Raw genomic sequence first — 23,143 nt, forward strand, 5'->3', positions numbered from 1 at the left:
CTCATCCGTTGACGAAGTCGGCGCGGGCCAGCACGCCCGTGTCGGCGTTGTCGGTGAAGACGCCGTCGATGCCGGTGGCGAAGTACGCCGTGAAGGCGCCGAAGGGGTCGCCGTAGCCGTCGGCGGCCGTGCCCTCGCGGAACTCGGCGGGCAGGAAGGGGTTCTCGTTGCGCATGGTGTAGGGGTGCAGGATCAGGCCGACCTTGTGCGCGTCGGAGACCAGGGTGGTCGGCTTGTCGAGGCTGCCGTCCGCCTTCTTGGTGATGATCAGGTCGAGGGTCGGGCCGAGGCCCTGCGCGTAGCCCGCGATCTCCCTGAGCCCCTTGGGGGTGATCAGGTCGGCGACGGTGCGCGGGTCACCGGCCTCGACGAAGTCCCAGGGACGGGTGGCCGCCCCGGAGAGCAGGACGACCAGCGGATTGTCGACCAGCGTGTTCAGCCGCTGGATGCTGCTCGGCTCGAAGGACTGCAGGATGACCGGCGAGTTCCGCTTGTCCTTGCCGTACTTGTGCAGCAGCTTGGCGACCCGCTCCTCCAGGCCAAGGCCCAGCTTGCGGAAGTAGGTGGGGTGCTTGGTCTCGGGGTAGATCCAGACCTGCTTGCCGCGCTTGCGGGTCTGCTCGTCCTGCCACTTCAGGACTTCCTCGAAGGTGGGAATCTCCCAGCGGCCGTTGTAGAGGGTGTTGTGCGGGCGGTTGGCCGGGATGCGCTCGATCGCGCGCAGCGTCTTCAGCTCGGCGAGCGTGAAGTCCTCGGTGAACCAGCCGGTGGTGGAGACGCCGTCGAGGACCTTGGTGGTCTTGCGGCCGGCGAACTCGGGGTGGTCGGCGACGTTCGTCGTCCCGCCGATCTCCGGCTCGTGCCGGCACACCAGATGACCGTCCTTGGTGGGCACCAGGTCGCCGGCCTCGACGATGTCGGCGCCCAGGTCGAGGGCGAGGTCGTAGGAGCCGAAGGTGTGCTCGGGCCGGTAGCCGCTGGCGCCGCGGTGACCGATGATCGTCGGCTTGGGCAGGCTCTTCAATCCGCCGCCGGTGTGGCCGGCGCCCGACGCTCTCGCCGTGCCGGACAGGCCCAGTACGGCTCCGCCCGCGCCCAGCACCGCCGCGCCGAGGAGCGCGCGCCGCCCGGTGCCGCCTGTCTGCCCGTTCTCCTGCGTTCCCATGAGCGCCTCCGCCGGCGTCGGTCCGTCGTCTGTGTCCGGCGCGATGGTAGGTGGGTCGACATGACGCGAGGGAGGCCTGAACCGGAACAGGTGGGTGACTCGGAATGTCGTAAGCCGTAAGGGCGGACGCGTCTGAACGGGGCGACTTCCGTCACACGGTTCCGGGCCGGTTACGGGCCGGAGACGCGGTGTCACCGCAGGTGAACCAACGTCAACAGTGCGTAAGACCTCGGTGAACGCCGTGTCCCCGATGTGCACGACGCCGGGGACCGCGAGTATCGTCCTCACCTGCACAGACTCATACAGAACCGCTTGACACCGGAGGGCCCGTTGTCCCGCTTCGCGCTCATCAAGGCAGTGCTCGGACCGATCATGCGCCTGATGTTCCGCCCACAGGTGGAGGGCGTGGAGCACATCCCGGGCGACGGCCCGGTCATCCTGGCCGGCAACCACCTCACGTTCATCGACTCGATGATCCTTCCGCTCGTCTGCGACCGGCAGGTGTTCTTCATCGGCAAGGACGAGTACGTCACCGGCAAGACCCTCAAGGGACGGCTGATGGCCTGGTTCTTCACCGGGGTCGGCATGATCCCGGTGGACCGGGACGGCGGGCGCGGCGGCGTGGCCGCGTTGATGACCGGGCGGCGCGTGCTGGAGGAGGGCAAGGTCTTCGGGATCTACCCGGAGGGCACGCGGTCCCCCGACGGGCGGCTGTACCGCGGGCGTACGGGCATCGCGCGCCTCACCCTGATGACCGGTGCGCCCGTCGTTCCGTTCGCGATGATCGGCACGGACAAGTTGCAGCCGGGGGGCGCGGGTATGCCGCGGCCCGGGAAGGTGACCGTCCGGTTCGGTGAGGCGATGGAGTTCTCGCGGTACGACGGGATGGACCGGGACCGGTATGTGCTGCGGGCCGTGACGGATTCCGTGATGGCCGAGGTCATGCGGTTGTCGGGGCAGGAGTATGTGGACATGTATGCGACGAAGGCCAAGGCTGCTTGAGGGCTCGTTGTCGGGTGCGGGTTGTTGGGGGTTGTTCGCGCCCACGCGGCGGTAGCCGCACACCGACACAGTCCCGCGCCCCTTACGAGGCGCTGTCGAGCCGTTGGCCTCGGAGCATGAACCATGCTGCGATCGCCGTCGACAGCAACACGATTGCACCTGCGCCCGCTGCGAGGGACAGGCCGTCCACGAAGGCATCTCGCGCCGCAGAGAGCAGTTGCTGAGCGCTCGTGCCTGACATGCCCTGCGCCGCTTCCACCGCTCCGCCCAGTGACTCGTGGGCCCCTGAAGGCGTGCCCGGCGGAGACGGGAAGCCTCGGTACACGCCCGTCACGATCGTCCCCAGGATCGCGATGCCCAGGGCCGCGCCCAGTTCGTAGGCCGTTTCCGAGACCGCTGAGGCCGCGCCTGCCTGGTCCTTCGGTACGGCGGAGAGGATGACGTCGGCCGTGACAGTGAAGGAGAAGCCGGCGCCGACGCCCACCACGAGCAGGGCCGTGCCGAGCAAGGGGTAGCCGGTCGACTCGGTGATCAGGGTCAGGGCAGCCAGGGCCAGGCCCACCGCCGCGAGGCCGCCGGAGACCACCGCGCGGACCGAGAAGCGGCGAGCCGTCCGGCCCGCGACCAGGCCCGCCGCCACCGCGCCGACCGCGGCGGGGAGTTCGGCCAGGCCCGCCTCGAACGGGCGCCTGCCCTGCACCAGTTGCAGATACTGGGACAGGAAGAAGACCAGACCCGACATGCCGAGGATGGTCAGCAGGTCGGCCAGGACCGCGGCGCTGAAGCCCCGGTTGCGGAACAGCCGCATGTCCAGCAGTGGGGTGGCAAGGGTGAGCTGGCGCCGGACGAACCAGGTCAGGGCCGCCGCGCCGAGGGCGCCCGCGGCGAGAGTCGCCCACGTGAAGCCGTGGGCCGCCGCCTCCTTGACCGCGTAGACGACGCCGATCACGCCGATGAGTGACAGGGCGACGCTGGTCAGGTCCCAGGGACCCGGGTGGGGGTTCCTGGACTCCGGGAGGGTGCGGATGCCGACCAGCACCAGGACCGCCATCACGGGCAGGTTGATCAGGAAGACCGAGCCCCACCAGAAGTGCTCGAGCAGGAAGCCGCCGGCGATCGGGCCGACCGCCGTGCCCGCGGAGGCCGTCGCGCCCCAGATGCCGATCGCGAGACTGCGCTCGCGCGGGTCGTGGAAGATGTTGCGGATCAGGGCGAGGGTCGCGGGCATGAGCGTCGCGCCCGCGACGCCGAGCAGGGCGCGGGCCAGGATCATCAACTCGGGTGTCGTGGCATAGGCGTTGAGGACGGATATCGCGCCGAACGCCGTGGCGCCGCCGAGCAGGATCCGCTTGCGGCCGATGCGGTCGCCGAGGCTTCCCATCGAGACGAGCAGACCGGCGATGACGAACGAGTAGACGTCGCCGATCCACAACAGCTGGGTGCCCGTGGGCCTCAGGTCCTCGCTGATGTACGGGGTCGCGAGACCGAGGACGGTCGCGTCGACGGCCACCAGCAGCACGGCGAGCACGAGGACGGACAGCGCGAGCCAGCGGCCCGGGCGCTTCACCGCCTCGGTCGTGGTCGCCGGCTGCAGGGTGCTGGTCATGATTCCTCTCTCCGCAGTGCGCCACCGAGCAACAACTCGGTGATCATGAAGGTGAAGTCCTTGCGGGCCACCCGGCCCTCCATCACGGCCCAGGCGCCGGAGGCCAGCAGGCCGTAGAGCGCCTCGGTGAGCCAGGCGGGGGTCAGGTCGATGCGGAAGGCACCGCTTTCCTGCCCGCGCCGGAACAGCGCGGAGATGCGGTCGTCGATCCGGGTCCAGCCGGTGTTCTGCTCCTCCCCCTCGAACAACTGGTTCTCGGTGTAGAGGAAGGCGAGCAGGGCGGCCGCCGGTTCGATCGCCACGACCATCCGCCGTACGGCGTCGGCCGCGGGGCCCTCGTCCACGCGGGCCGCGTCCAGGGCGGCCTCGCACTCGGTGATCCCGAGCGACTCCAGCGCCCGTACCAGCGCGTCACGCCCCGCGAAGTGGCGGTGCAGGGTGGCGCGGCTGATCCCCGCCGCCTTCGCGACCTCGTCCATCGTGGCGGTGGACTTGCGGGTCAGCAGGGCCGCGGCGGAGCGCAGGACGTGGGCACGATCGACAGGCATGAGACAAGCATAGCCCATGTGAGACATTTTTGTCTCATTCGATGCATGTGTGACTCACCGATGTGAGTCGAGCGAGGTTTTGACGAGAGCGGTCTCTTCGTCAGTGCCAGGGGAGGCTGCCGCGCTTCGCCCAGTACGCCTGCGGCTCCTCGACGAGGGTCGCGAGGCGGGTCAGCTGGTCCTCGTCGAGGTCGACGACGGCCGCGTGCAGGTTGGAGGCGAGCTGGCCGAGGGTCGCGGCGCCGGAGAGGACGACGCCGGCCCACGGCTGGCGCAGGACCAGGGCAAGGGCGACGGCGTCGCAGCCGAGGGACGTCTCGGCGGCCACCGCTTTGAGGGCGTCCGGTGCGTGCGGTTGCGCGAGGCGGCCGTTGGCCATGCCCTCCTTGACGATCACCGTGAGCCCGGCGTCGTGCGCCTCGGCGAGGGCGGGGGCGGCCGAGGTCTCGAGGGCGTTGTACGTCGACTGGACGGTACGGAAGAGGGGTTCGCCGTCGACCGTCACGGCGAGGGCGGCGCGGATCGCGTCCGCCTGGGCCGGGCCGCTGGTGGAGAAGCCGACGGTGAGGCCCTGGGCGGCGGCCTCCGTGAGCTTGGCGTGGAGTTCCTTGTCAGTGAGGGCCGGGCTGTCCGGGGTCACCGAGTGGATCTGGTAGAGGTCGAGGTGGTCGCCGAGGAGGTCCGCCGTCTCGGCGCGCTGGCGCTCGTAGGTCGCGAGGCTGTGGTCCTTGACCTCGTGCTGTTCGGCGTCCGTGGTCCAGTCGGCGGTGTAGGTGTAGCCCCATTTGCTGCCGATGACCACGTCGTTTCGGCCGGGGTTGTGGTTGAGCCAGTCCGCGAGGAACTCCTCGCTGCGGCCGTAGGAGCGGGCCGCGTCGAAGTAGCGGACGCCCTGGGCGTAGGCGGCGTCGAGGAGTTCGTGGGTGCGGGCGCGGAGGGCTTCTACGGTTCGCTGCTCTCCGAGGTCGTTCTCGCGGCCCAGGTTGATGTAACCGGGGCGGCCGACCGCGGCGAGGCCGAGGCCGATGTGGCAGGTGGGTGTGGTGGCTGTGGCGAGGCGGGCGAAGGGCATACCGACAACGTAACTCGGGATGCCCGTCACAGCCCCGCGCCCCTAACGGCGTTCCGCCCACGCGTGCTGAGAGGCGACGTTCTCCCTAACCTCCGCCAGCTGGACGGCGACCGCGCTCGGGGCCGTGCCGCCCCTGCCGTTACGGGAGGCCAGGGCGCCCGGGACGTTCAGGACGGACCGCACGTCCGGGGTGAGGTGGGCGGAGATCTTCGCGAACTGGTCGTCCGTCAGGTCGTTGAGTTCCTTGCCCTCGGCCTCGGCGGCCTTGACGCACTCGCCCGCCACCTCGTGCGCCACGCGGAACGGGACGCCCTGCTTGACCAGCCACTCGGCGATGTCGGTGGCGAGGGAGAAGCCGGCCGGGGCCAGTTCCTCCATACGGTCGCGGTGGACGGTCAGCGTGGCCATCATGCCGGTGAAGGCGGGGAGCAGGACCTCCAGCTGGTCGATGGAGTCGAAGACCGGCTCCTTGTCCTCCTGGAGGTCCCGGTTGTAGGCCAGCGGGAGCGCCTTGAGCGTGGCCATGAGACCCGTCAGGTTGCCGATCAGACGGCCGCTCTTGCCGCGGGCCAGCTCGGCGATGTCGGGGTTCTTCTTCTGCGGCATGATCGACGAGCCCGTGGAGAACGCGTCGTGCAGGGTCACGAAGGAGAACTCCTTCGTGTTCCAGATGATGATCTCCTCGGCGATCCGGGAGATGTTGACGCCGATCATCGCGGTGATGAAGGCGAACTCGGCGACGAAGTCGCGGGAGGCCGTGCCGTCGATGGAGTTGCCGACGCTGCCGTGCTCGAAGCCGAGGTCCTTCGCCACCGCCTCGGGGTCGAGACCGAGGCTGCTGCCCGCGAGGGCGCCGGAGCCGTACGGGGAGACCGCGGTGCGCTCGTCCCACTGGCGCAGCCGCTCGGCGTCCCGGGACAGGGACTGGGCGTGGGCCAGGACGTGATGGGCGAACAGCACCGGCTGGGCGTGCTGGAGGTGGGTGCGGCCGGGCATCGCCACGTCCGGGTGGGCCTCCGCGAGGCCGATCAGCGCGTCCTGGAGGTCGGCGATCAGAGCGCCGATCGTGCGGGCGTGGTCCCGCAGGTACATGCGGAAGAGGGTCGCGATCTGGTCGTTGCGGGAGCGGCCCGCGCGCAGCTTGCCGCCGAGCTCGGGGCCGACGCGCTCCAGCAGACCCCGCTCCAGCGCCGTGTGGCAGTCCTCGTCCGCCATCGTGCCCACGAACGAGCCGTCGGCGACATCGGCCTCCAGCTGGTCGAGGCCGGTGATCATCCGGGTCAGCTCGTCGTCCGTGAGCAGCCCCGCCTTGTGCAGCACGCGCGCGTGGGCACGGGAACCGGCGATGTCGTACGGCGCCAGCCGCCAGTCGAAGTGGACGGACGCGGACAGCTTCGCCAGGGCCTCGGAGGGGCCGTCGGCGAAACGGCCGCCCCAGAGCCGGACGTCACCGCTGTTGCTGCTCACTTGCGTTGCTCCTCGGGGTCGGTCGGGGTCAGTCCAGGCGCTCACTGACATGCATGATTATGCAGAGGTGTGCATGATTCGTCAATTCAAGGGATCGTCGCGCGGCAATCTCGAGTTGACTTGAACATGCGTAACCGCTTTCCCGTATCTCTCGCCGAACGCAGGCGCCGCGTTTGTAAACACCAGTCACACACCGGTGACAGAACTGTCACTCCAGACCCGAGTGAGGCATCCGCATGTCCAGGGCTCTTCCGAAGTACAACAAGCGTCGCGTCGCGATCATCGGCGGCGCCGCCGCGGTGGCGCTGTCCGGAGCGGTCATCGCCGGTACCGCCCTCGCCGGGACCCCCTCCAAGAGCAGCAGCGGGAACAACGCCCGGACCCTGGCCGCGTCCCCGGGCACCATCACCTGCCCCGATGTCGCCTCGAAGCTCCCCGCGATCCCGGCCTCCGCCCAGGCCGAGGTCACCCGGAACCTCACCCTGCTGCAGACCCAGATCGACGAGGCCAACAAGCGCCTGGTCGACACGGTGGGCCAGGGCGGACCGAACTTCGTGAACAACGCGATCCTGGGCCCGCTCAAGGACAAGCGCGTCGCCACGATCAACCGCATCGCCACGGCCATCGGCCGTACGGCGGCCAAGCCCACCGGCCTGGACTCGCTCGCGCCGTGCGCCCTCAACGCGGTCGGCGGGGGCAACGCGAACGCCGGCAAGGCGAACACGGGCAACGCCAACGCGGGCAACAAGGCGAACGCGGGCGGCAAGGCCAACAACGGCGGCAAGGCCAACGCCGGCGGGGCCGCGAACACCAACGCGGGCGGACAGACCGGCACCGGCGCCGCGGGCGTGGGCACCATCACCTGCCCGGACGTCGCCTCCAAGCTCCCCGCGATCCCGGCCTCCGCCCAGAACGAGGTCACCCGGAACCTCACCCTGCTGCAGACCCAGATCGACGAGGCCAACAAGCGCCTGGTCGACACGGTGGGCCAGGGCGGACCGAACTTCGTGAACAACGCGATCCTCGGCCCGCTGGCGGACAAGCGGAAGTCGACGATCGACCGCATCGCCATCGCGATCGGCCGCACCTCGACCAAGCCGACCGGCCTGGACTCCCTGGCGGCCTGCACGCTCACCAAGTGACGTGACAGGCGCTGTGGCCGCCCCGATGGAGCGCCGGCCGGGGCGGCCGCGGCGGGATCCGGCACCCGGACCCCGCAATTCCTTAGACAGGCGAAAGGATGGCGTTCATAATCGTCAGGCGTGGGAAAGACTTATGAGCGCATAGACGGCAGGCTGCGTACGTTCATCGAGGCGCAGCCTCTTTTCTTCACCGCGACCGCCCCGCTCTCCGGCGACGGCACGGTCAACCTCTCCCCCAAGGGCCTGACGGGCTCGTTCGCCGTGCTGGACGAACTCACCGTGGCCTACCTGGACTTCGCCGGGTCCAACGCCGAGACCATCGCGCATCTGCGGGAGAACGGGCGGATCACGCTGATGTGGTGCGCGTTCCAGGGACCGCCGAACATCGTGCGGGTGCACGGGCGCGGCGAGCCGGTCTTCCGTGACGACCCGCGGTTCGGTCAACTCCTCACCCACTTCCCGGACATCGACGAGAGCCGGCACGGGCTGCGCGCGATCATCGTGGTGCGCGCCGAACTCGTCCGTGACACCTGCGGTTACGCGGTGCCCTTCATGACGTACGACGAGGACCGCGACCTGCACGGCAAGCGGTTCGCGCGCGAGGACGACGCCTCGCTGAACGCCTACTTCACCAAGAAGGAGCACATCGCGACCAGCCTGGATGGCCTACCCGGGCTGCCGTTGCCGCTGCCGCCCTCTACGGTCTGAGCCATGCGAACCTCTGCTGTCGCCGGCGCTCTGGCGTCCGCGTCCCTGCTGGTCCTCGGTGCCGCCGCGCCGAACCCCGTGGCACCGCTTCCCGCGCGCATGGCGGACACCGGGGGCGGTACTCAGCTGATCACCGCCGTGGCCCCGACGAGGAGTTCGACCACCGGCACCCTCACCTGGTGGGACCACAGGAACGGGCGGTGGGTGAAAGCCGGTTCCGCCTCCGCCCGCTTCGGGGCGAAGGGGCTGGTCGAGGGGGCCTCACGGAAGCAGAACACGAACACCACGCCCACCGGGCTGTACGACCTTCCCTTCGCCTTCGGGATCAAGGGCGCACCCAGTGGCACCATGTACAAGTACCGCCCGGTGCACGCGAGTTCGTGGTGGTGCGAGGACAACGCATCGCGTTCCTACAACCGTTGGACCGAGCCGCGTCCGTCAGACTGCCGGGCGTCGGAGTCGGAGCGGCTCGGCGCCTACCCGACGCAGTACGCGTACGCCCTCGTCATCGGGTTCAACTACCAGCAGCCGGTGCGGGGACGCGGAGCCGGCATCTTCCTGCATGTCAACGGGCGCGGGGCGACGGCGGGTTGCGTGTCCGTGCCCGGTGACGCGATGCGGGCGATCCTGCGGTGGGCCGCTCCCGGGAAGAAGCCGCACATCGCCATCGGCACGGCGAGCGGGAGCACGGCGATCACTCGGTACTGATGCGCAGGGTGAACGTCGTCGACCCCGGCCTGCTCTGAAGCTCCACGCTCCCGCCGTGCGCCTCGGTCACCGCCGCCACGATCGACAGGCCCAGGCCCGCTCCACCGCCCGAGGCGTCCGCGCGGCGGCGGTGGTCGGCCCGGGTGAAGCGTTCGAAGACGCCGGGCTGGATGTCCTCGGGGACTCCGGGCCCGTCGTCGTGGACGTGCAGGACGGCGGCGGAGTCCTCGGTCTCCAGGGTCACCGTGACCTTCGTGCCCGCGGGAGTGTGCAGACGCGCGTTGGCCAGGAGGTTGGCCACCACCTGGTGGAGGCGGTGCCTGTCGCCGACGACGGTGACCGGTTCCTCGGGCAGGTCCAGCTCCCAGCGGTGCTCGGGGCCCGCCGCCCGGGCGTCGGTGACGGCGTCCAGGACCAGCATGGTGAGGTCGACGGGCTGCCGTTCCAGCGGTCGGCCCGCGTCCAGTCGGGCCAGCAGCAGCATCTCGTCGACCATCTCGCCCATCCGGGACGACTCCGCGGCGATGCGTTCCAGGGCTCGGTTGATCTCCGGCGGTACCGGGCCGGGGTGCAACAGGGCCAGTTCCGCGTGGCCGCGGACGGAGGCGACCGGGGTGCGCAGTTCGTGGCTGGCGTCGGCCGCGAAGCTGCGCAGCCGCTCCTCGCTGGCGTGCCGTTTGGTGAGCGCGTCCTCGACATGGCCCAGCATCCGGTTGAAGGCCCCGGCCACCTGGCCCACCTCGCTGCGCGGGTCGGACTCCGGTGCCCGGGGTGGCAGGGCCACCTCGCCGCTGGCGAGCGGGAGTTCGCTGACCCGGGTGGCGGTGGACGTGACCCGGCTGAGCGGTCGCAGCGACCAGCGGACCCAGAAGGCGCCGACCACGCCGGTGACGGTGAGCGCGGCGCCGAAGACGATCCCCGAGACCAGTTCCAGTCGGTGGACGGCGGCCTCCACCGGCTCCAGCGGCAGTCCGGTGAGCAGTACGTCTCCGTCGGCGCCCCGGGAGGAGACGATCCGGTAGGCGTGCAGGGCGGAGAGGCGGACGGTGTGTCCTCGGCCGTCGGCGGGAATCCCGGCGAGCCGCTTCTTGTCCTGCGCGCTCAGCGGGACGTGCTGGATGCCTTCGGAGCGGACGACCGCCGCGTCGGTGACCGTCCCGTCGACCAGCCGGGCGCCCAGGGTGCCCGTGGACTGCTGGCGGGTGTCGCCGTGTTCGTCGCCGTCGTGGTCGTCGGGCTTCAGCTTGTACTCCAGGCTCACGGCGAACTGGCTCCCGGCCTCGGTCAGCTGCTGGTCCAGCCGGCTGATGAGGAACCCGTTCAGTTCGAACACCGCGGCCACCCCGACCGCGGCGCAGCTGACCGCGAGCAGCACGACCAGGCCGACGGTGAGCCGGGCCCGCAGGGTGCGGGGCCGGGGCAGGCGCCGCCACGGCACCCTCATGACGCCACCGGCTTGAGCACGTACCCGGCGCCGCGCACCGTGTGGATCATCGGCTCGCGGCCGGCGTCCACCTTCTTGCGCAGGTAGGAGATGTACAGCTCGACGACATGGGCGCGGCCGCCGAAGTCGTAGGACCAGACCCGGTCGAGGATCTGCGCCTTGCTGAGGACCCGGCGCGGGTTGCGCATGAGGAAGCGGAGCAGCTCGAACTCGGTGGGCGACAGCTCGATGAGTTCGCCGGCGCGGGTGACCTCGTGGGAGTCCTCGTCCATGACCAGGTCGCCGACCGTGAGATGAGGGCCCTCCTCCAGCTGACGGGCCATGCCGGCACGGCGCAGCAGACCGCGGACCCGGGCGACGACCTCCTCCAGGCTGAAGGGTTTGGTGACGTAGTCGTCGCCACCCGCGGTGATGCCGGCGATACGGTCCTCGACCGCGTCCCGGGCGGTCAGGAACAGCACGCAGACGTCCGGTTTCACGGCGTGCAGGGAGCGCAGCACGGCGAAGCCGTCGGTGTCCGGGAGCATCACGTCGAGGACGACCGCGTCCGGCATCAGCTCGCGGGCCTCGGCGAGCGCGGAGGCGCCGTCGCCGGCCGCGCGGACCTGCCAGCCCTCGTAGCGCAGGGCGCCGGAGAGCACCTCGGCGAGATCGGGGTCGTCGTCGACGACGAGGACGCGCAGGGGGGTGCCGTCGGGGCGGGTGAGGGCGGGACGGCCGGATCTGGTGGTGTTCATCTCCTCCCCAGGATCACCCCTCGCGCCCGCGTCACGCAGCGGACGACCCTCTGAGTTTCCTCTGAGTGGGCTCGGTGAGGGTCCTTTCAGAGGGTGCTCAGAGGTTGCGGAGGCACAGTGGCGTCCCGGACAGGTGAAAGGACGCACAGATGACCACCGTGTACGAGCGCAGGGCGGCACCGCGGGTCGCGCCGCCCGCCGGGCGCTCACCAGCGGGCGCCGTGCTCGCGCTGCTGTGGGCCGGTGCGGCCGCCGTGGTCGCGATGTGGTGGGCGGACACCGGTTCGGTGGTCGGCGCCGCGGGCTGGCTGACCGGGGCCGGGCGGATCGCCGGACTGCTGTGCGGGTACGCCTGCGCGGTGCTGGTCGGGCTGATGGCGCGGGTGCCGCTGCTGGAGCGCCGGGTCGGCTCGGACCGGGTGGCCCGCTGGCACGCGATGGCCGGCCGCTACACGGTCTGTCTGCTGGTCGCACACGTCGTGCTGATCCTGCTGGGGTACGCCGCCCAGGACCACGCCACGTTCTGGCACGAGGCGATCACGGTGGTCACGGACTATCCGGAGATGCTCAAGACCACCGCCGGCACGGTGATCCTCTTCGCGGTCGGCATCACCTCGGCGCGCGCCGTGCGCCGCCGGACGAGCTACGAGTTCTGGTACTACGTCCACCTGCTCACCTACGGCGCCGTGTTCCTGGCCTTCAGCCACCAGTTGGTCCTCGGCAACGAGTTCAACGGCCACCGGATCGCCACGGCCGCCTGGTACGCGCTGTACCTCGGGGTCGCCGCCCTGGTGCTGTGGTTCCGACTCCTCGCACCGGTGCGGCTGAACCTGCGCCACCGGCTGCGGGTGCAGTCCGTGCACCGGGAGGCGCCGGGCGTGTACTCGGTCGTCGTCCACGGACGGCGGCTGGACGAGATGGGCGCGCGGCCCGGGCAGTTCTTCCGCTGGCGGTTCCTCGGCGAGGGCATGGGCTGGACGTCGACGCCGTACTCGCTGTCGGCGCCGCCCCGCCCGGACCTGCTGCGGATCACCGTCAAGGCGCTCGGCGACCACAGCGCGGCCGTCTCGCTGCTGCGGCCCGGCACCCGCGTGTGGGCGGAGGGGCCGTACGGCTCGATGACCGAGGACCGGCAGACCTCGCCCAGGTCCCTCCTGATCGCGGCCGGCGTCGGCATCACCCCGCTGCGGGCCCTGTTCGAGACGCTCCCGGGTGAGGTGACGCTGCTGTACCGGGCCCGGACGGCCGAGGACCTGGCCCTGGGCGCGGAGCTGGAGGCCATCGCCCGGTGGCGTGGCGCGAAGGTGCTGTACGCGCTCAACGGACCGGCCGGACAGCGCCCGAACCTCACCGCGCAGTCGCTGCGGGCGACCTTCCCCGACCTGGCCGGCCACGACGTCTACATCTGCGGTCCGCACGGTTTCGCCCGGGACCTGTACGAGGAGCTGCGCGCCGCCGGGGTCCCGGACCGCCGCATCCACCACGAGTCGTTCGAACTCTGAGACCTGCGAGGCCGTAGAAGTGCACGCGCTGAAGAAGAACCGCCCGCTGCGCCGGATCGTGCTGGCGAGCGCCGCCACCGTCTCCGGGATGGTGCTGCTGCTGTCCCTGAAGCCGCACAGCACGCCGACGGCCGCCCTGGCGGTCCCGGCGCCCTCCAGCAGTTCGAGCGCCTCGAGCGAATCCAGCAGTTCGGGCGGCTCCGGAGGGTCGACCACCACCGGCACGAAGACCGTCACCGGAAGTACGGTCCAGACCCGCTGGGGCCCCGTCCAGGTGAGGATCACCGTCAAGAGCGGCAAGCTCACCGACGTGACCGCGGTGCAGTACCCCACGGACAACCCGCGCGACCAGGAGATCAACAGCTACGCCCTCCCCCAGTTGCGCAGCGAGGCCCTCCAGGCCCAGAGCGCGAACATCGACACCGTCTCCGGGGCCACTTACACGAGTGACGGTTACCGCCAGTCACTCCAGTCCGCCCTGGACTCGGCACGCGGCTGAACGCACCGGCGTCACGGCACGTATCTCTGGGCCAAGGGACCACGCCAACCCCCTTGCCCCCGCCCCGGAGGAACAGTGACCACCACGCTCGCAGGCGGCCGCGCCGCCCGCCGCCAGACGATGCGCCGCATCCGCCCGCGCCGCTCCCCGGCGACCGTCCTGCTGCTCGCCGTATGGGCGGGCGCGGTCGGTGTGCTGTGGCTGTGGTGGATGAACACCCCGTCCATCGCCGACCAGAACGGCAAGATCCTCAACGCGGGCCGGATCACCGGTCTGCTGGCCGGCTATCTGATGGCACTGGTCGTGCTGCAGATGGCCCGGGTGCCCGCGCTGGAGCGGCGGGTCGGCTCGGACCGCGTGGCCCGCTGGCACGCGATGAGCGGCCGCTACACGCTCTGCCTGGTCTTCGCGCACGTCTTCCTCATCATGTGGGGCTACGCGCTGCAGGCCGGCAAGTCGCTCGGCGACATCGTCCAGCAGACGATCGACTCCATCAACCAGCTGCCGGACATGGGCAAGGCGGCCATCGGCACCGGCCTGTTCGTGCTGATCGGCCTGACCTCGATCGGCCCGGTCCGCCGCCGGCTGCCGTACGACACCTGGTACCACGTGCACCTGCTGACGTACGGGGCCGTGTTCCTGACGTTCTGGCACCAGATCACCACCGGCAACGACTTCGCCGTCGAGCCGACCGCCAAGACCTTCTGGTACGCCCTGTACGGCTCGGTCACCGCGCTGGTGATCTGGTACCGCATCCTCGTCCCGATCCGGCTCAACATGCGGCACCGCATGCGCGTCGAGGCGGTCATCGAGGAGACGCCGGGCATCGTGTCGGTGCTCATCGGCGGGCGGAAGCTGCACCGGATGGGCGCGGAGGCGGGGCAGTTCTTCCGCTGGCGGTTCCTCGCGCCGGGCATGCGGTTCAGCTCCCACCCCTACTCGCTCTCCGCGGCGCCCCGACCGGACATGCTGCGGATCACCGTCAAGGCGATCGGCGACCACAGCGCCCGGCTGCGCGAGCTGACGCCCGGCACCCGGGTGTGGGCCGAGGGGCCGTACGGCGCCATGACCGCCCAGCGTCGCAGCCGCGGCAAGGTGCTGCTGGTGGCGGGCGGTGTGGGCATCACGCCGATGCGGGCACTGTTCGAGACGCTGCCGGGCGCGGCCGGCGACATCACCCTGCTCTACCGGGCCAACACCACCCAGGACCTGGCCCTGTGGGACGAGCTCGCCGCCATCGCCGACGACCGCGGCGCCCGGCTGATGTACGCCGTGAACAGCCCGGACGGGGAGCGCCCCGACATCTCGGCGGACCGGCTGCGGCAGAAGCTGCCGGACATCGACAAGCACGACGTGTTCATGTGCGGGCCGGCCGGGTTCGCGCAGTCCGTGTACGAAGCACTGCGCGGCGCGGGAGTGCCCGCCCGCCGCATCCATCACGAGTCGTTCGAGATGTGAGCGACGGGATTCCAGGAGCCCAGGTACCGATGAAGAAGAGTCACCCCATCCGGCGTGTCGTGCTGGCCAGCGCCGCCACCGTCTCGGGTGTCGTGCTGCTGCTCTCGCTGAAGCCGGCCTCCGACCCCGGCGCCCAGGCGGCGGGTGCGGCACCGCAGCAGACCGCGGGCGCCCAGGCCTCGCCCCAGGGCGGCACCGGGTCGAGCGGGACGGCGTCCGGCACGATCGACGGCAACGTGGCGCAGACGCAGTACGGCAACGTGCAGGTACGGCTGACGGTCGCCAACGGCAAGATCACCAAGGCCGAGGCGATCCAGGCGCCCAAGGGCGGCACCAGCGACCAGAAGACGGCCCTGTCCATCCCCAAGCTCACCCAGGAGACGGTCACCGCGCAGAGCGCACAGATCGACGCGGTGTCCGGGGCGACGTACACGAGCAACGGCTACAAGCAGTCGCTGCAGTCCGCGCTCGACAAGATGAAGGCGAGCGCCGGGTCGGCGCAGAGCGGCGGCTCGGGCTCGTCCTCCGGTGCCGCTTCCGGTGCCGCGCAGGCCAAGACGGTGACCGGTGCCGTCGCACAGACCCAGTACGGCCCGGTCCAGGTCCGTATCACCGTCGCGAACGGCAAGATCACCAAGGCGGACGCGGTGCAGGCGCCCAAGGGCGGCCTCAGCGACCAGAAGACGGCCCTCGCGATCCCCAAGCTCAACCAGGAGGCGGTGGCCGCGGGCAACGCGCAGATCGACTCCGTGTCCGGGGCCACGTACACCAGCGGCGGCTACAAGCAGTCGCTGCAGTCCGCGCTGGACCAGGCCGGTGGCTGAGTCGGTGGCGGAGTCTGCGGAAGCTCCCGCCGCGGTGCGTCATGCGGAGGAGGTCATGGGGACCGTCTTCTCCTTCGACGTCCGCGGCGGGGAACCCGGTGCGGTACGGGCGGCACTCGGGGAGGCGATCTCCGGGCTGCACCGGGTCAACGCGGTGTTCAGCACCTACCGCGAGGACAGCCAGGTCTCCCGGCTCGCCCGCGGTGAGCTGACCCTGCCGGAGTGCGACGCCGAGGTCGCGGAGGTGCTCGACCTGGGCGCCGAGGCCGAGCGGGTGAGCGGTGGCTGGTTCAGCCTGCGCTACGAGGGCCGCCTCGACCCCACCGGCATCGTCAAGGGCTGGGCGGCCGAGCGCGCGGCCCGTCGGCTGCGGGCGGCCGGCGCGACCGGGGTGAGCGTCAACGGCGGCGGCGACGTGCAGATGTTCGGCACGCCGGAACCCCACCGCCCCTGGCGCGTGGGCATCGCCGACCCGCTGCGCCCCGGCGGACTCGCGGCGGTGGTCTCGGCGGCCGGCGCGGACGAACTGGCGGTCGCCACCTCCGGCACGGCCGAACGCGGCGCCCACATCGTCGACCCCCGCACCGGCCGCTCCGCGGTGACGGACCTGGTAGCGGTCACGGTGGTCGCCCCCACCCTCACCTGGGCGGACTGCTGGGCAACAGCGGCCTTCGCCATGGGCTCCAGGGATGGCCTGCGCTGGCTGGAGTCACTGCCCGATGTGGAGGCGCTGCTCATCACGGCCGGGGACGAGGTCAGATGCACCGGAGGCCTCGCATCCCGACTCGGGTAAGCGGAAGGCTTCCAGGGGCGCGGGGCTGTGTCGGACATGCGGCCACCGCCGCGTGAGCGCGACCAACCCCCCGCCGCCCGCAGTCGGCACACAACCGCCGGATTCCTTCAGTGGCCGTTCTGAGCCAACCTCAACAAATGCTCCGCCAAAGCCTGTCCCCCCGTCGGCTCCCGGCTGATCAACAGCAACGTGTCGTCACCCGCGATCGTCCCCAGAATGTCGTGCAGCTCCGCCTGATCGATGGCCGAGGCAAGGAACTGCGCGGCCCCCGGAGGGGTCCGCAGCACGACGAGGTTCGCCGAAGCCTCCGCGGAGATCAGCAGCTCCTGCGAGAGCCGCCGCATCCGCTCCTCCTTCGCCGACTCCCCCAGCGGCGCACGAGGGGTACGGAAACCCCCCTCGCTCGGCACCGCGTAGATGAGGTCACCGTCGTTGTTGCGGATCTTCACCGCGTTCAGCTCGTCCAGGTCCCGGGAGAGCGTCGCCTGAGTGACCGTCAGCCCGTCATCGGCGAGCAGCTTCGCCAACTGGCTCTGCGACCGCACCGGTTGCCGGTTGAGGATGTCCACGATCCGGCGGTGCCGCGCGGTCCGCGTCTGCGGCACGGCAGGCCCGGCGTGTTGTGCGTCGTCCTGCGCCTGACTCATCGTCGTCCCATTCTCCGGCTCATCCGTCCCCGTCGAGGATGCCGGGCAGCGCCCGAAGGAACGCCGCCACCTCGTCGTCGCCGAGATTCAGCGGCGGCATCAGCCGTACGACGTCGTCGGCGGGCGCGTTCACCAGGAACCCGGCCTCCTGAGCCGCCTGTCGCACCCGGGGCGCGTGCGGCTCGGTGAGCACGATACCCAGGAGCAGGCCCGCGCCCCGGACATGCCCGACCAACGGGTGGCCCAGTGCCTCGATCCCGTCCCGCAACGCCCCGCTCTGCCGCTTGACGTTCTCCAGCAACCCCTCGTTCGCGATCGTGTCGAGCACGGCGAGCCCAGCGGCGCACGCGACCGGGTTGCCGCCGAAGGTCGTCCCGTGGTGCCCCGGCTGCAGCAGCTCGGCGGCCCGCCCGAAGGCGACGGTCGCGCCCAGCGGCAGCCCGCCCCCGAGGCCCTTCGCCAGCGTCACGACGTCCGGCAGGACACCCTCGTGCGCCTGGTACTCGAACCAGTGCCCGGTCCGCCCGACCCCGGTCTGCACCTCGTCCAGGACCAGCAGCGCACCGTTCGCGGCGGTGATCGCGCGGGCGGCCTTGAGGTAACCGGGCGGCGGGACGACGACGCCGATCTCGCCCTGGATCGGCTCCAGGATCACCAGCGCGGTCTCCTCGGTCACCGCCGCGGCCAGGGCCTGCGCGTCGCCGTACGGCACGTGCGTGACCTCGCCGGGCAGCGGCAGGAACGGCTCCCGCTTGCCCTGCTGGCCGGTCATCGCCAGGGCGCCCATGGTGCGGCCGTGGAAGGCGCCCTCGGTGGCGACCACGTGGGTGCGCCCGGTCAGCCGGCCGATCTTGAAGGCGGCCTCGTTGGCCTCGGCCCCGGAGTTGCAGAAGAAGACCCGGCCGTCACGGCCGAAGAGCTGCAGGAGCCGTTCGGCGAGCGTCACGGTCGGCTCGGACATGAAGAAGTTGGAGATGTGCCCGAGGGACGCGATCTGCGTACTGACGGCCTCGACGATCGCCGGGTGGGCGTGACCGAGCGCGTTGACCGCGATTCCACCGACGAAGTCGAGGTACTCGTTGCCGTCGGCGTCCCAGACCCGGGCGCCCTCGCCGCGCACGAGGGGCAGCAGCGGGGTGCCGTAGTTGTTCATGAGCGAGCCCTGCCAGCGCTCGCTCAGCTCCTGGTTGTGCGTCATACGGCATCCCCCTCTTTTTCGTCTTGTTTGTCTTGTGCGTCTTGTTCGTCTTGTCCGTCGGGCACGACCATCGTGCCGATGCCCTCGTCGGTGAAGATCTCCAGCAGGATCGAGTGCTGGACCCGGCCGTCGATGACCCGGGCGGTGGTGACGCCGTTGCGTACGGCGTGCAGACAGCCCTCCATCTTCGGCACCATCCCGGAGCTCAGCTCCGGCAGCAGCTTCTCCAGCTGGGAAGCGGTGAGGCGGCTGATCACCTCGTCGCTGTTGGGCCAGTCCTCGTAAAGGCCCTCGACGTCCGTGAGGACCATGAGCGTCTCCGCCCCAAGCGCAGCAGCGAGTGCCGCAGCCGCCGTATCAGCATTGACGTTGTAGACATGTCCGTCGTCCTGGCTACGGGCGATCGACGAGACGACCGGGATCCGGCCGTCGGCGAGCAGTGCCTCGATCGCGCCCGTGTCGATCTCGGTGATCTCGCCCACCCGCCCGATGTCGACCAACTCGCCGTCGATCTCGGGCTGGTGCTTGGTGGCGGTGATGGTGTGCGCGTCCTCGCCGGTCAGTCCGACGGCGAGCGGCCCGTGCTGGTTGAGCAGGTTGACCAGCTCCCGCTGCACCTGCCCGGCCAGCACCATCCGTACGACGTCCATGGCGTCCTCGGTGGTGACGCGCAGGCCGGCCTTGAACTCGCTGACGATGCCGTGGGTTTCGAGCGCCCGGCTGATCTGCGGGCCGCCGCCGTGCACGACGACGGGTTTGAGCCCGGCGTGGTGCAGGAAGACGACGTCCTGGGCGAACGCGGCCTTGAGGTCCTCGTCGATCATGGCGTTGCCGCCGAACTTGATGACGACCGTCCTGCCGTTGTGCCGGACCAGCCAGGGCAGCGCCTCGATGAGGATCTGGGCCTTGGGGAGCGCGGTGTGCTTACGCGTGGTGCTCATGACGAGTAGGCGCTGTTCTCGTGGACGTAGTCGGCGGTGAGGTCGTTGGTCCAGATGGTGGCGGTCTCGGAGCCGGCGGCGAGGTCGGCGACGATGTGCACCTCGCGGTAGCGCATGTCGACCTTCTCGCGGTCCTCGCCCACACCGCCGTTCTTGCAGACCCAGACGCCGTTGATGGCGACGTTCAGCCGGTCCGGCTCGAAGGCGGCCTTGGTGGTGCCGATCGCGGAGAGCACGCGGCCCCAGTTGGGGTCCTCGCCGTGCACGGCGCACTTGAGCAGGTTGTTGCGGGCGATGGAGCGACCCACCTCGACGGCGTCGTCCTCGCTCGCGGCGTTGACGACCTCGACCTTGATGTCCTTGCTGGCGCCCTCGGCGTCCCGGATCAGCTGCTGTCCGAGGTCGTCGCAGACGGCCCGCACGGCCTCGGCGAACTCCTCGTACTCCGGGGTGACTTCGGCGGAGCCGCTGGCCAGCAGCAGCACGGTGTCGTTGGTGGACATGCAGCCGTCGGAGTCGACGCGGTCGAAGGTCGTGCGGGTCGCTGCCCGCAGCGCCCTGTCCAGGACGTCGTCGTCGAGTGCCGCGTCCGTGGTGAGGACGACCAGCATGGTGGCGAGGCCGGGGGCGAGCATGCCCGCGCCCTTCGCCATGCCGCCGACCGTCCAGCCGTCCTTCGTCACGACGGACGTCTTGTGCATGCTGTCGGTGGTCTTGATGGCGATGGCGGCCTTCTCGCCGCCGTGCTCGGAGAGTTGGGCGGCGGCCGTCTCGACTCCCGGGAGCAGCTTGTCCATCGGGAGCAGGACGCCGATGAGGCCGGTCGAGCAGACCGCGACCTCGATCGCGCCCCGCCCCAGCACCTCGGCGGCCTTCTCGGCGGTCGCGTGCGTGTCCTGGAAGCCCTTGGGGCCCGTACAGGCGTTGGCGCCACCGGAGTTGAGGACGACGGCGGAGACCTGGCCGCTCTTGAGGACCTGCTCGGACCACAGGACCGGCGCGGCCTTCACACGGTTGGAGGTGAAGACGCCGGCGGCGGCGCGGCGCGGACCGTTGTTGACCACGAGGGCCAGGTCCGGGTTGCCGTTCTCCTTGATCCCGGCGGCGATGCCCGCCGCCGTGAATCCCTTGGCTGCCGTGACGCTCACTGCATCTCCTTGTTCGCTTCTCCGCCCGTGCAGCGCAGAGGTGGGGCTTTCGTCGTTGCCTGCAGCCCGGTGGCTGCACGTGCGTCGCTCACGGTGCGACTCCGATCGTGGAAAGACCCGTCGTCTCGTCGAGACCCAGGGCGAGGTTCATGCTCTGGACGGCACCGCCCGCGGTGCCCTTGGTCAGGTTGTCGATGGCGCTGATCGCGATGATGCGGCCGGCGGCCTCGTCGTACGCGACCTGCACCTGAACGGCGTTGGAACCGTGCACGGACGCCGTGGCGGGCCACTGGCCCTCGGGCAGCAGGTGGACGAAGGGCTCGTCGGCGTAGGCCTTCTCGTAGGCGGCGCGGACGGACTGAGCCGTCACTCCGGCGACCGCCTTGGCGCTGCACGTGGCGAGGATGCCGCGGGACATCGGGGCGAGGGTCGGCGTGAAGGAGACGGAGACCCGCTCCCCCGCGGCCGCGCTGAGGTTCTGGACGATCTCCGGGGTGTGCCGGTGACCGCCGCCGACGCCGTACGGCGACATGGAGCCCATGACCTCGCTGCCCAGCAGATGCGGCTTGGGCGTCTTGCCGGCGCCGGAGGTGCCGGAGGCGGCGACGATCACGGCCTCGTTCTCGGCGAGGGAGGCGGCGTAGGCCGGGAAGAGGGCCAGCGAGGCGGCCGTCGGATAGCAACCGGGTACCGCGATGCGCTTGGACCCCTCCAGCGCCGCGCGGGCACCCGGCAGTTCGGGCAGGCCGTAGGGCCAGGTCCCGGCGTGCGCGGAGCCGTAGAACCGCACCCAGTCGGCCGGGTCCTGCAGCCGGAAGTCGGCGCCCATGTCCACGACCAGGACGTCCGGGCCGAGCTGTTCGGCGACGGCGGCGGACTGGCCGTGCGGCAGGGCGAGGAAGACGACGTCGTGGCCGGCGAGGACGTCGGCGGTGGTCTCCTCGAGCACCCGCCCGGCCAGCGGCAGCAGATGCGGCTGGAGCGCGCCGAGCGTCTGGCCGGCGTTGGAGTTGCCGGTCAGGGCCCCGATCTCGACCTCGGGGTGCGTGAGCAGCAGACGCAGGAGCTCTCCGCCCGCGTATCCGCTCGCCCCGGCCACCGCCGCACGTACCGCCATGTCATCCTCCTCCTGGATGGCATGACTATACGTTTCGATGCACGTTTATGCAATCCGACTGGGCTCCGCCCCCACCAGGGCGTTCTCCGCCTTCGGCAGCATGATCCAGCGCGAGACGACGAAGGTGATCGGGATCGCCGCCATGGAGGCGATCAGCGGGGCGTACCGGCTGCCGAGGCCCAGGAGGTCGACGAGCACGTATACCCCCACCGTGGTGACCACGAAGTTCGCGGCGTTGGTGAGGGGGAAGAGGAGGAATTTCCGCCAGGTGGGCCGGGTCCGGTAGGTGAACCTGGCGTTCAGGAAAAAGGAGCCGACCATGCTGAGCGCGGTCGCCAGAATATGCGCGACAAGATAAGGGAAACGTGGGAGGAACAGCAGGTAAAAACCGTAGTACGTGCCGGTGTTCACCACGCCTATGACGGCGAAGGTCAGCATCTGCCGAGAGATCACGGAATGAGGTCTTTCGCTCGTTTCACGTTGGTCGCCTTCACCAGGAAGTGCGGACGTCCCTTGACCTCGTAGTAGATCCGCCCGGTGTACTCCCCGATCACGCCCAGCATGATCATCTGTACCCCGGCGAGTCCGGTGAGGGCCGTGATGATGGTGACATAACCGGGCGTCGACACACCGTTGATGATGGCGGCGCCCACGATCCACGCGGTGTACGCGGCCGCGCACAGCAGCAGGGCGAAGCCGAGGTGCAGGGCGGCGCGCAGCGGACGGTTGTTGAAGGAGATCAGTCCGTCAACGCCGTAGTTGAGCAGGCTGCGCATGCTCCAGGAGCTGCGGCCGGCCTCGCGGACGGCGTTCTCGTAGTCGAAGGTGGTGCTGGGAAAGCCGACCCAGGCGAACAGGCCCTTGGAGAAGCGGTTGTACTCGGTGAGGTCCACCACCGCGTCCACCACGCGCCGCGACAGCAGCCGGAAGTCGCCCACGCCGTCCTTGAGTTCGACGTCCACGAGACGGTTCACGAGCCGGTAGTACAGGCGCGCGGTGAGGGTGCGGGTGAAGCGGTCGCCGGTGCGGGTGCGGCGGGCGATGACCTGGTCGTAGCCCTCGGCGCGCAGCTCGATCATGCGCTTGATGAGCTCCGGCGGGTGCTGGAGGTCGGAGTCCATGACGACCACGCAGTCGCCGGAGGCGTGGCGCAGGCCGGCGAGCAGGGCTGCCTCCTTGCCGAAGTTGCGGCTGAAGGACACGTACCGCACCCGGGCGTCGAGGTCGGCCAGCTTCTCCAGGACCAGGAGCGTGCGGTCGCGGCTGCCGTCGTCGACGTACACGAACTCCATGTCGTGGCCGAGCGGCAGCAGGTCCTCCGCGACCTGCTGGACCGCCTCGTGGAAGCGTTCTATGACGTCTTCCTCGTTGTAGCAGGGCGCGACGATCGATATGAGCATGGGTTTTCCCCCTGAGT

At 70.4% G+C, this 23,143-nt stretch carries 23 protein-coding genes; 9 read left to right on the top strand and 14 right to left on the bottom strand.

Annotation, left to right across the window (positions count from 1 at the left end; all coding sequences use genetic code 11):
* Nucleotide 1 precedes the first annotated feature (1 nt).
* Nucleotides 2-1,165, bottom strand: a complete 1,164-nt coding sequence (locus tag ABZ453_RS38995) for a glycerophosphodiester phosphodiesterase (protein ID WP_359022847.1) — start codon at nt 1,163-1,165, stop codon at nt 2-4.
* A gap of 330 nt (nt 1,166-1,495) precedes the next feature.
* On the opposite strand from ABZ453_RS38995, the gene ABZ453_RS39000 reads away from it, so the two are divergent.
* Nucleotides 1,496-2,167, top strand: coding sequence for a lysophospholipid acyltransferase family protein (locus ABZ453_RS39000; protein WP_133045042.1), 672 nt, complete (start codon nt 1,496-1,498; stop codon nt 2,165-2,167).
* Nucleotides 2,168-2,249: 82 nt separating this feature from the next.
* Here the strand turns inward: ABZ453_RS39000 and ABZ453_RS39005 are convergent, their stop codons facing one another.
* From ABZ453_RS39005 to argH, 4 genes are all read right to left on the bottom strand, one after another.
* The gene (locus ABZ453_RS39005; protein WP_359022849.1) at nt 2,250-3,773 is read right to left on the bottom strand and encodes an MFS transporter; all 1,524 of its coding nucleotides are present in this window, start codon (nt 3,771-3,773) and stop codon (nt 2,250-2,252) included.
* The gene (locus ABZ453_RS39010; protein WP_359022851.1) at nt 3,770-4,321 is read right to left on the bottom strand and encodes a helix-turn-helix domain-containing protein; all 552 of its coding nucleotides are present in this window, start codon (nt 4,319-4,321) and stop codon (nt 3,770-3,772) included. The genes ABZ453_RS39005 and ABZ453_RS39010 overlap by 4 nt, the downstream gene beginning before the upstream one ends.
* Nucleotides 4,322-4,421: 100 nt before the next feature.
* Nucleotides 4,422-5,393: an aldo/keto reductase gene (locus ABZ453_RS39015; RefSeq protein ID WP_359022853.1), complete on the bottom strand. Its 972-nt coding sequence runs from the start codon at nt 5,391-5,393 to the stop codon at nt 4,422-4,424.
* Between the two features lie 42 nt (nt 5,394-5,435).
* Nucleotides 5,436-6,860, bottom strand: coding sequence for an argininosuccinate lyase (argH, locus tag ABZ453_RS39020; protein WP_359022855.1), 1,425 nt, complete (start codon nt 6,858-6,860; stop codon nt 5,436-5,438).
* 236 nt (nt 6,861-7,096) lie between these two features.
* Here argH and ABZ453_RS39025 point away from each other — a divergent pair, with 236 nt between their 5' ends.
* The 3 genes from ABZ453_RS39025 to ABZ453_RS39035 all read left to right on the top strand — a co-directional run bounded on the left by ABZ453_RS39025 (nt 7,097) and on the right by ABZ453_RS39035 (nt 9,418).
* Nucleotides 7,097-8,002 (top strand): hypothetical protein, encoded by a 906-nt coding sequence (locus ABZ453_RS39025; RefSeq protein ID WP_359022857.1) that lies wholly within the window; start codon nt 7,097-7,099, stop codon nt 8,000-8,002.
* A gap of 120 nt (nt 8,003-8,122) precedes the next feature.
* Nucleotides 8,123-8,710: a pyridoxamine 5'-phosphate oxidase family protein gene (locus ABZ453_RS39030; protein WP_359022859.1), complete on the top strand. Its 588-nt coding sequence runs from the start codon at nt 8,123-8,125 to the stop codon at nt 8,708-8,710.
* Between the two features lie 3 nt (nt 8,711-8,713).
* Nucleotides 8,714-9,418, top strand: a complete 705-nt coding sequence (locus ABZ453_RS39035; RefSeq protein WP_359022861.1) for a L,D-transpeptidase family protein — start codon at nt 8,714-8,716, stop codon at nt 9,416-9,418.
* On the opposite strand, the gene ABZ453_RS39040 is transcribed toward ABZ453_RS39035, so the two are convergent.
* Nucleotides 9,405-10,862 (bottom strand): HAMP domain-containing sensor histidine kinase, encoded by a 1,458-nt coding sequence (locus ABZ453_RS39040; RefSeq protein ID WP_359022863.1) that lies wholly within the window; start codon nt 10,860-10,862, stop codon nt 9,405-9,407. The two genes, ABZ453_RS39035 and ABZ453_RS39040, sit on opposite strands and share 14 nt — an antisense overlap.
* Nucleotides 10,859-11,599, bottom strand: a complete 741-nt coding sequence (locus tag ABZ453_RS39045; RefSeq protein ID WP_356764337.1) for a response regulator transcription factor — start codon at nt 11,597-11,599, stop codon at nt 10,859-10,861. Before ABZ453_RS39045 ends, ABZ453_RS39040 begins: the two co-directional genes overlap by 4 nt.
* A gap of 149 nt (nt 11,600-11,748) precedes the next feature.
* Between ABZ453_RS39045 and ABZ453_RS39050 the strand changes: the two genes are divergently transcribed.
* The 5 genes from ABZ453_RS39050 (at nt 11,749) to ABZ453_RS39070 (ending at nt 16,675) form a co-directional block, all read left to right on the top strand.
* Nucleotides 11,749-13,101 carry a ferredoxin reductase family protein gene (locus ABZ453_RS39050; RefSeq protein WP_359022865.1) on the top strand — a complete coding sequence of 451 codons (1,353 nt, stop codon included), beginning with the start codon at nt 11,749-11,751 and terminating at the stop codon, nt 13,099-13,101.
* Nucleotides 13,102-13,120: 19 nt separating this feature from the next.
* Entirely contained in the window at nt 13,121-13,600 is a 480-nt protein-coding gene (locus ABZ453_RS39055; protein ID WP_359022867.1) for an FMN-binding protein, read from the top strand.
* Nucleotides 13,601-13,675: 75 nt separating this feature from the next.
* On the top strand, nt 13,676-15,058 hold the full coding sequence (locus ABZ453_RS39060; protein WP_356764331.1) for a ferredoxin reductase family protein: 1,383 nt from the start codon (nt 13,676-13,678) through the stop codon (nt 15,056-15,058).
* A 29-nt stretch (nt 15,059-15,087) separates the two neighbouring features.
* Nucleotides 15,088-15,882 carry an FMN-binding protein gene (locus tag ABZ453_RS39065; protein WP_359022870.1) on the top strand — a complete coding sequence of 265 codons (795 nt, stop codon included), beginning with the start codon at nt 15,088-15,090 and terminating at the stop codon, nt 15,880-15,882.
* Complete coding sequence (locus ABZ453_RS39070; RefSeq protein WP_359022872.1) at nt 15,875-16,675, top strand: FAD:protein FMN transferase; 801 nt, start codon at nt 15,875-15,877, stop codon at nt 16,673-16,675. Before ABZ453_RS39065 ends, ABZ453_RS39070 begins: the two co-directional genes overlap by 8 nt.
* A gap of 107 nt (nt 16,676-16,782) precedes the next feature.
* Here the strand turns inward: ABZ453_RS39070 and ABZ453_RS39075 are convergent, their stop codons facing one another.
* The 7 genes from ABZ453_RS39075 to ABZ453_RS39105 all read right to left on the bottom strand — a co-directional run bounded on the left by ABZ453_RS39075 (nt 16,783) and on the right by ABZ453_RS39105 (nt 23,126).
* Complete coding sequence (locus ABZ453_RS39075) at nt 16,783-17,322, bottom strand: arginine repressor (protein WP_208779647.1); 540 nt, start codon at nt 17,320-17,322, stop codon at nt 16,783-16,785.
* Between the two features lie 19 nt (nt 17,323-17,341).
* On the bottom strand, nt 17,342-18,520 hold the full coding sequence (locus tag ABZ453_RS39080) for an acetylornithine transaminase (protein ID WP_359022874.1): 1,179 nt from the start codon (nt 18,518-18,520) through the stop codon (nt 17,342-17,344).
* The gene (gene argB / locus ABZ453_RS39085) at nt 18,517-19,461 is read right to left on the bottom strand and encodes an acetylglutamate kinase (protein WP_359022876.1); all 945 of its coding nucleotides are present in this window, start codon (nt 19,459-19,461) and stop codon (nt 18,517-18,519) included. Before argB ends, ABZ453_RS39080 begins: the two co-directional genes overlap by 4 nt.
* Nucleotides 19,458-20,609, bottom strand: a complete 1,152-nt coding sequence (gene argJ, locus ABZ453_RS39090; protein ID WP_359022878.1) for a bifunctional glutamate N-acetyltransferase/amino-acid acetyltransferase ArgJ — start codon at nt 20,607-20,609, stop codon at nt 19,458-19,460. Before argJ ends, argB begins: the two co-directional genes overlap by 4 nt.
* A gap of 88 nt (nt 20,610-20,697) precedes the next feature.
* Nucleotides 20,698-21,726, bottom strand: a complete 1,029-nt coding sequence (argC, locus tag ABZ453_RS39095) for an N-acetyl-gamma-glutamyl-phosphate reductase (protein WP_359022880.1) — start codon at nt 21,724-21,726, stop codon at nt 20,698-20,700.
* A 45-nt stretch (nt 21,727-21,771) separates the two neighbouring features.
* Entirely contained in the window at nt 21,772-22,164 is a 393-nt protein-coding gene (locus tag ABZ453_RS39100) for a GtrA family protein (RefSeq protein ID WP_359022882.1), read from the bottom strand.
* Between the two features lie 11 nt (nt 22,165-22,175).
* Nucleotides 22,176-23,126 carry a glycosyltransferase family 2 protein gene (locus ABZ453_RS39105; RefSeq protein WP_359022884.1) on the bottom strand — a complete coding sequence of 317 codons (951 nt, stop codon included), beginning with the start codon at nt 23,124-23,126 and terminating at the stop codon, nt 22,176-22,178.
* Nucleotides 23,127-23,143 lie beyond the last annotated feature (17 nt).

It is taken from the genome of Streptomyces sp. NPDC005799 (assembly GCF_040630525.1).
Lineage (GTDB): Bacteria > Actinomycetota > Actinomycetes > Streptomycetales > Streptomycetaceae > Streptomyces > Streptomyces griseorubiginosus_B.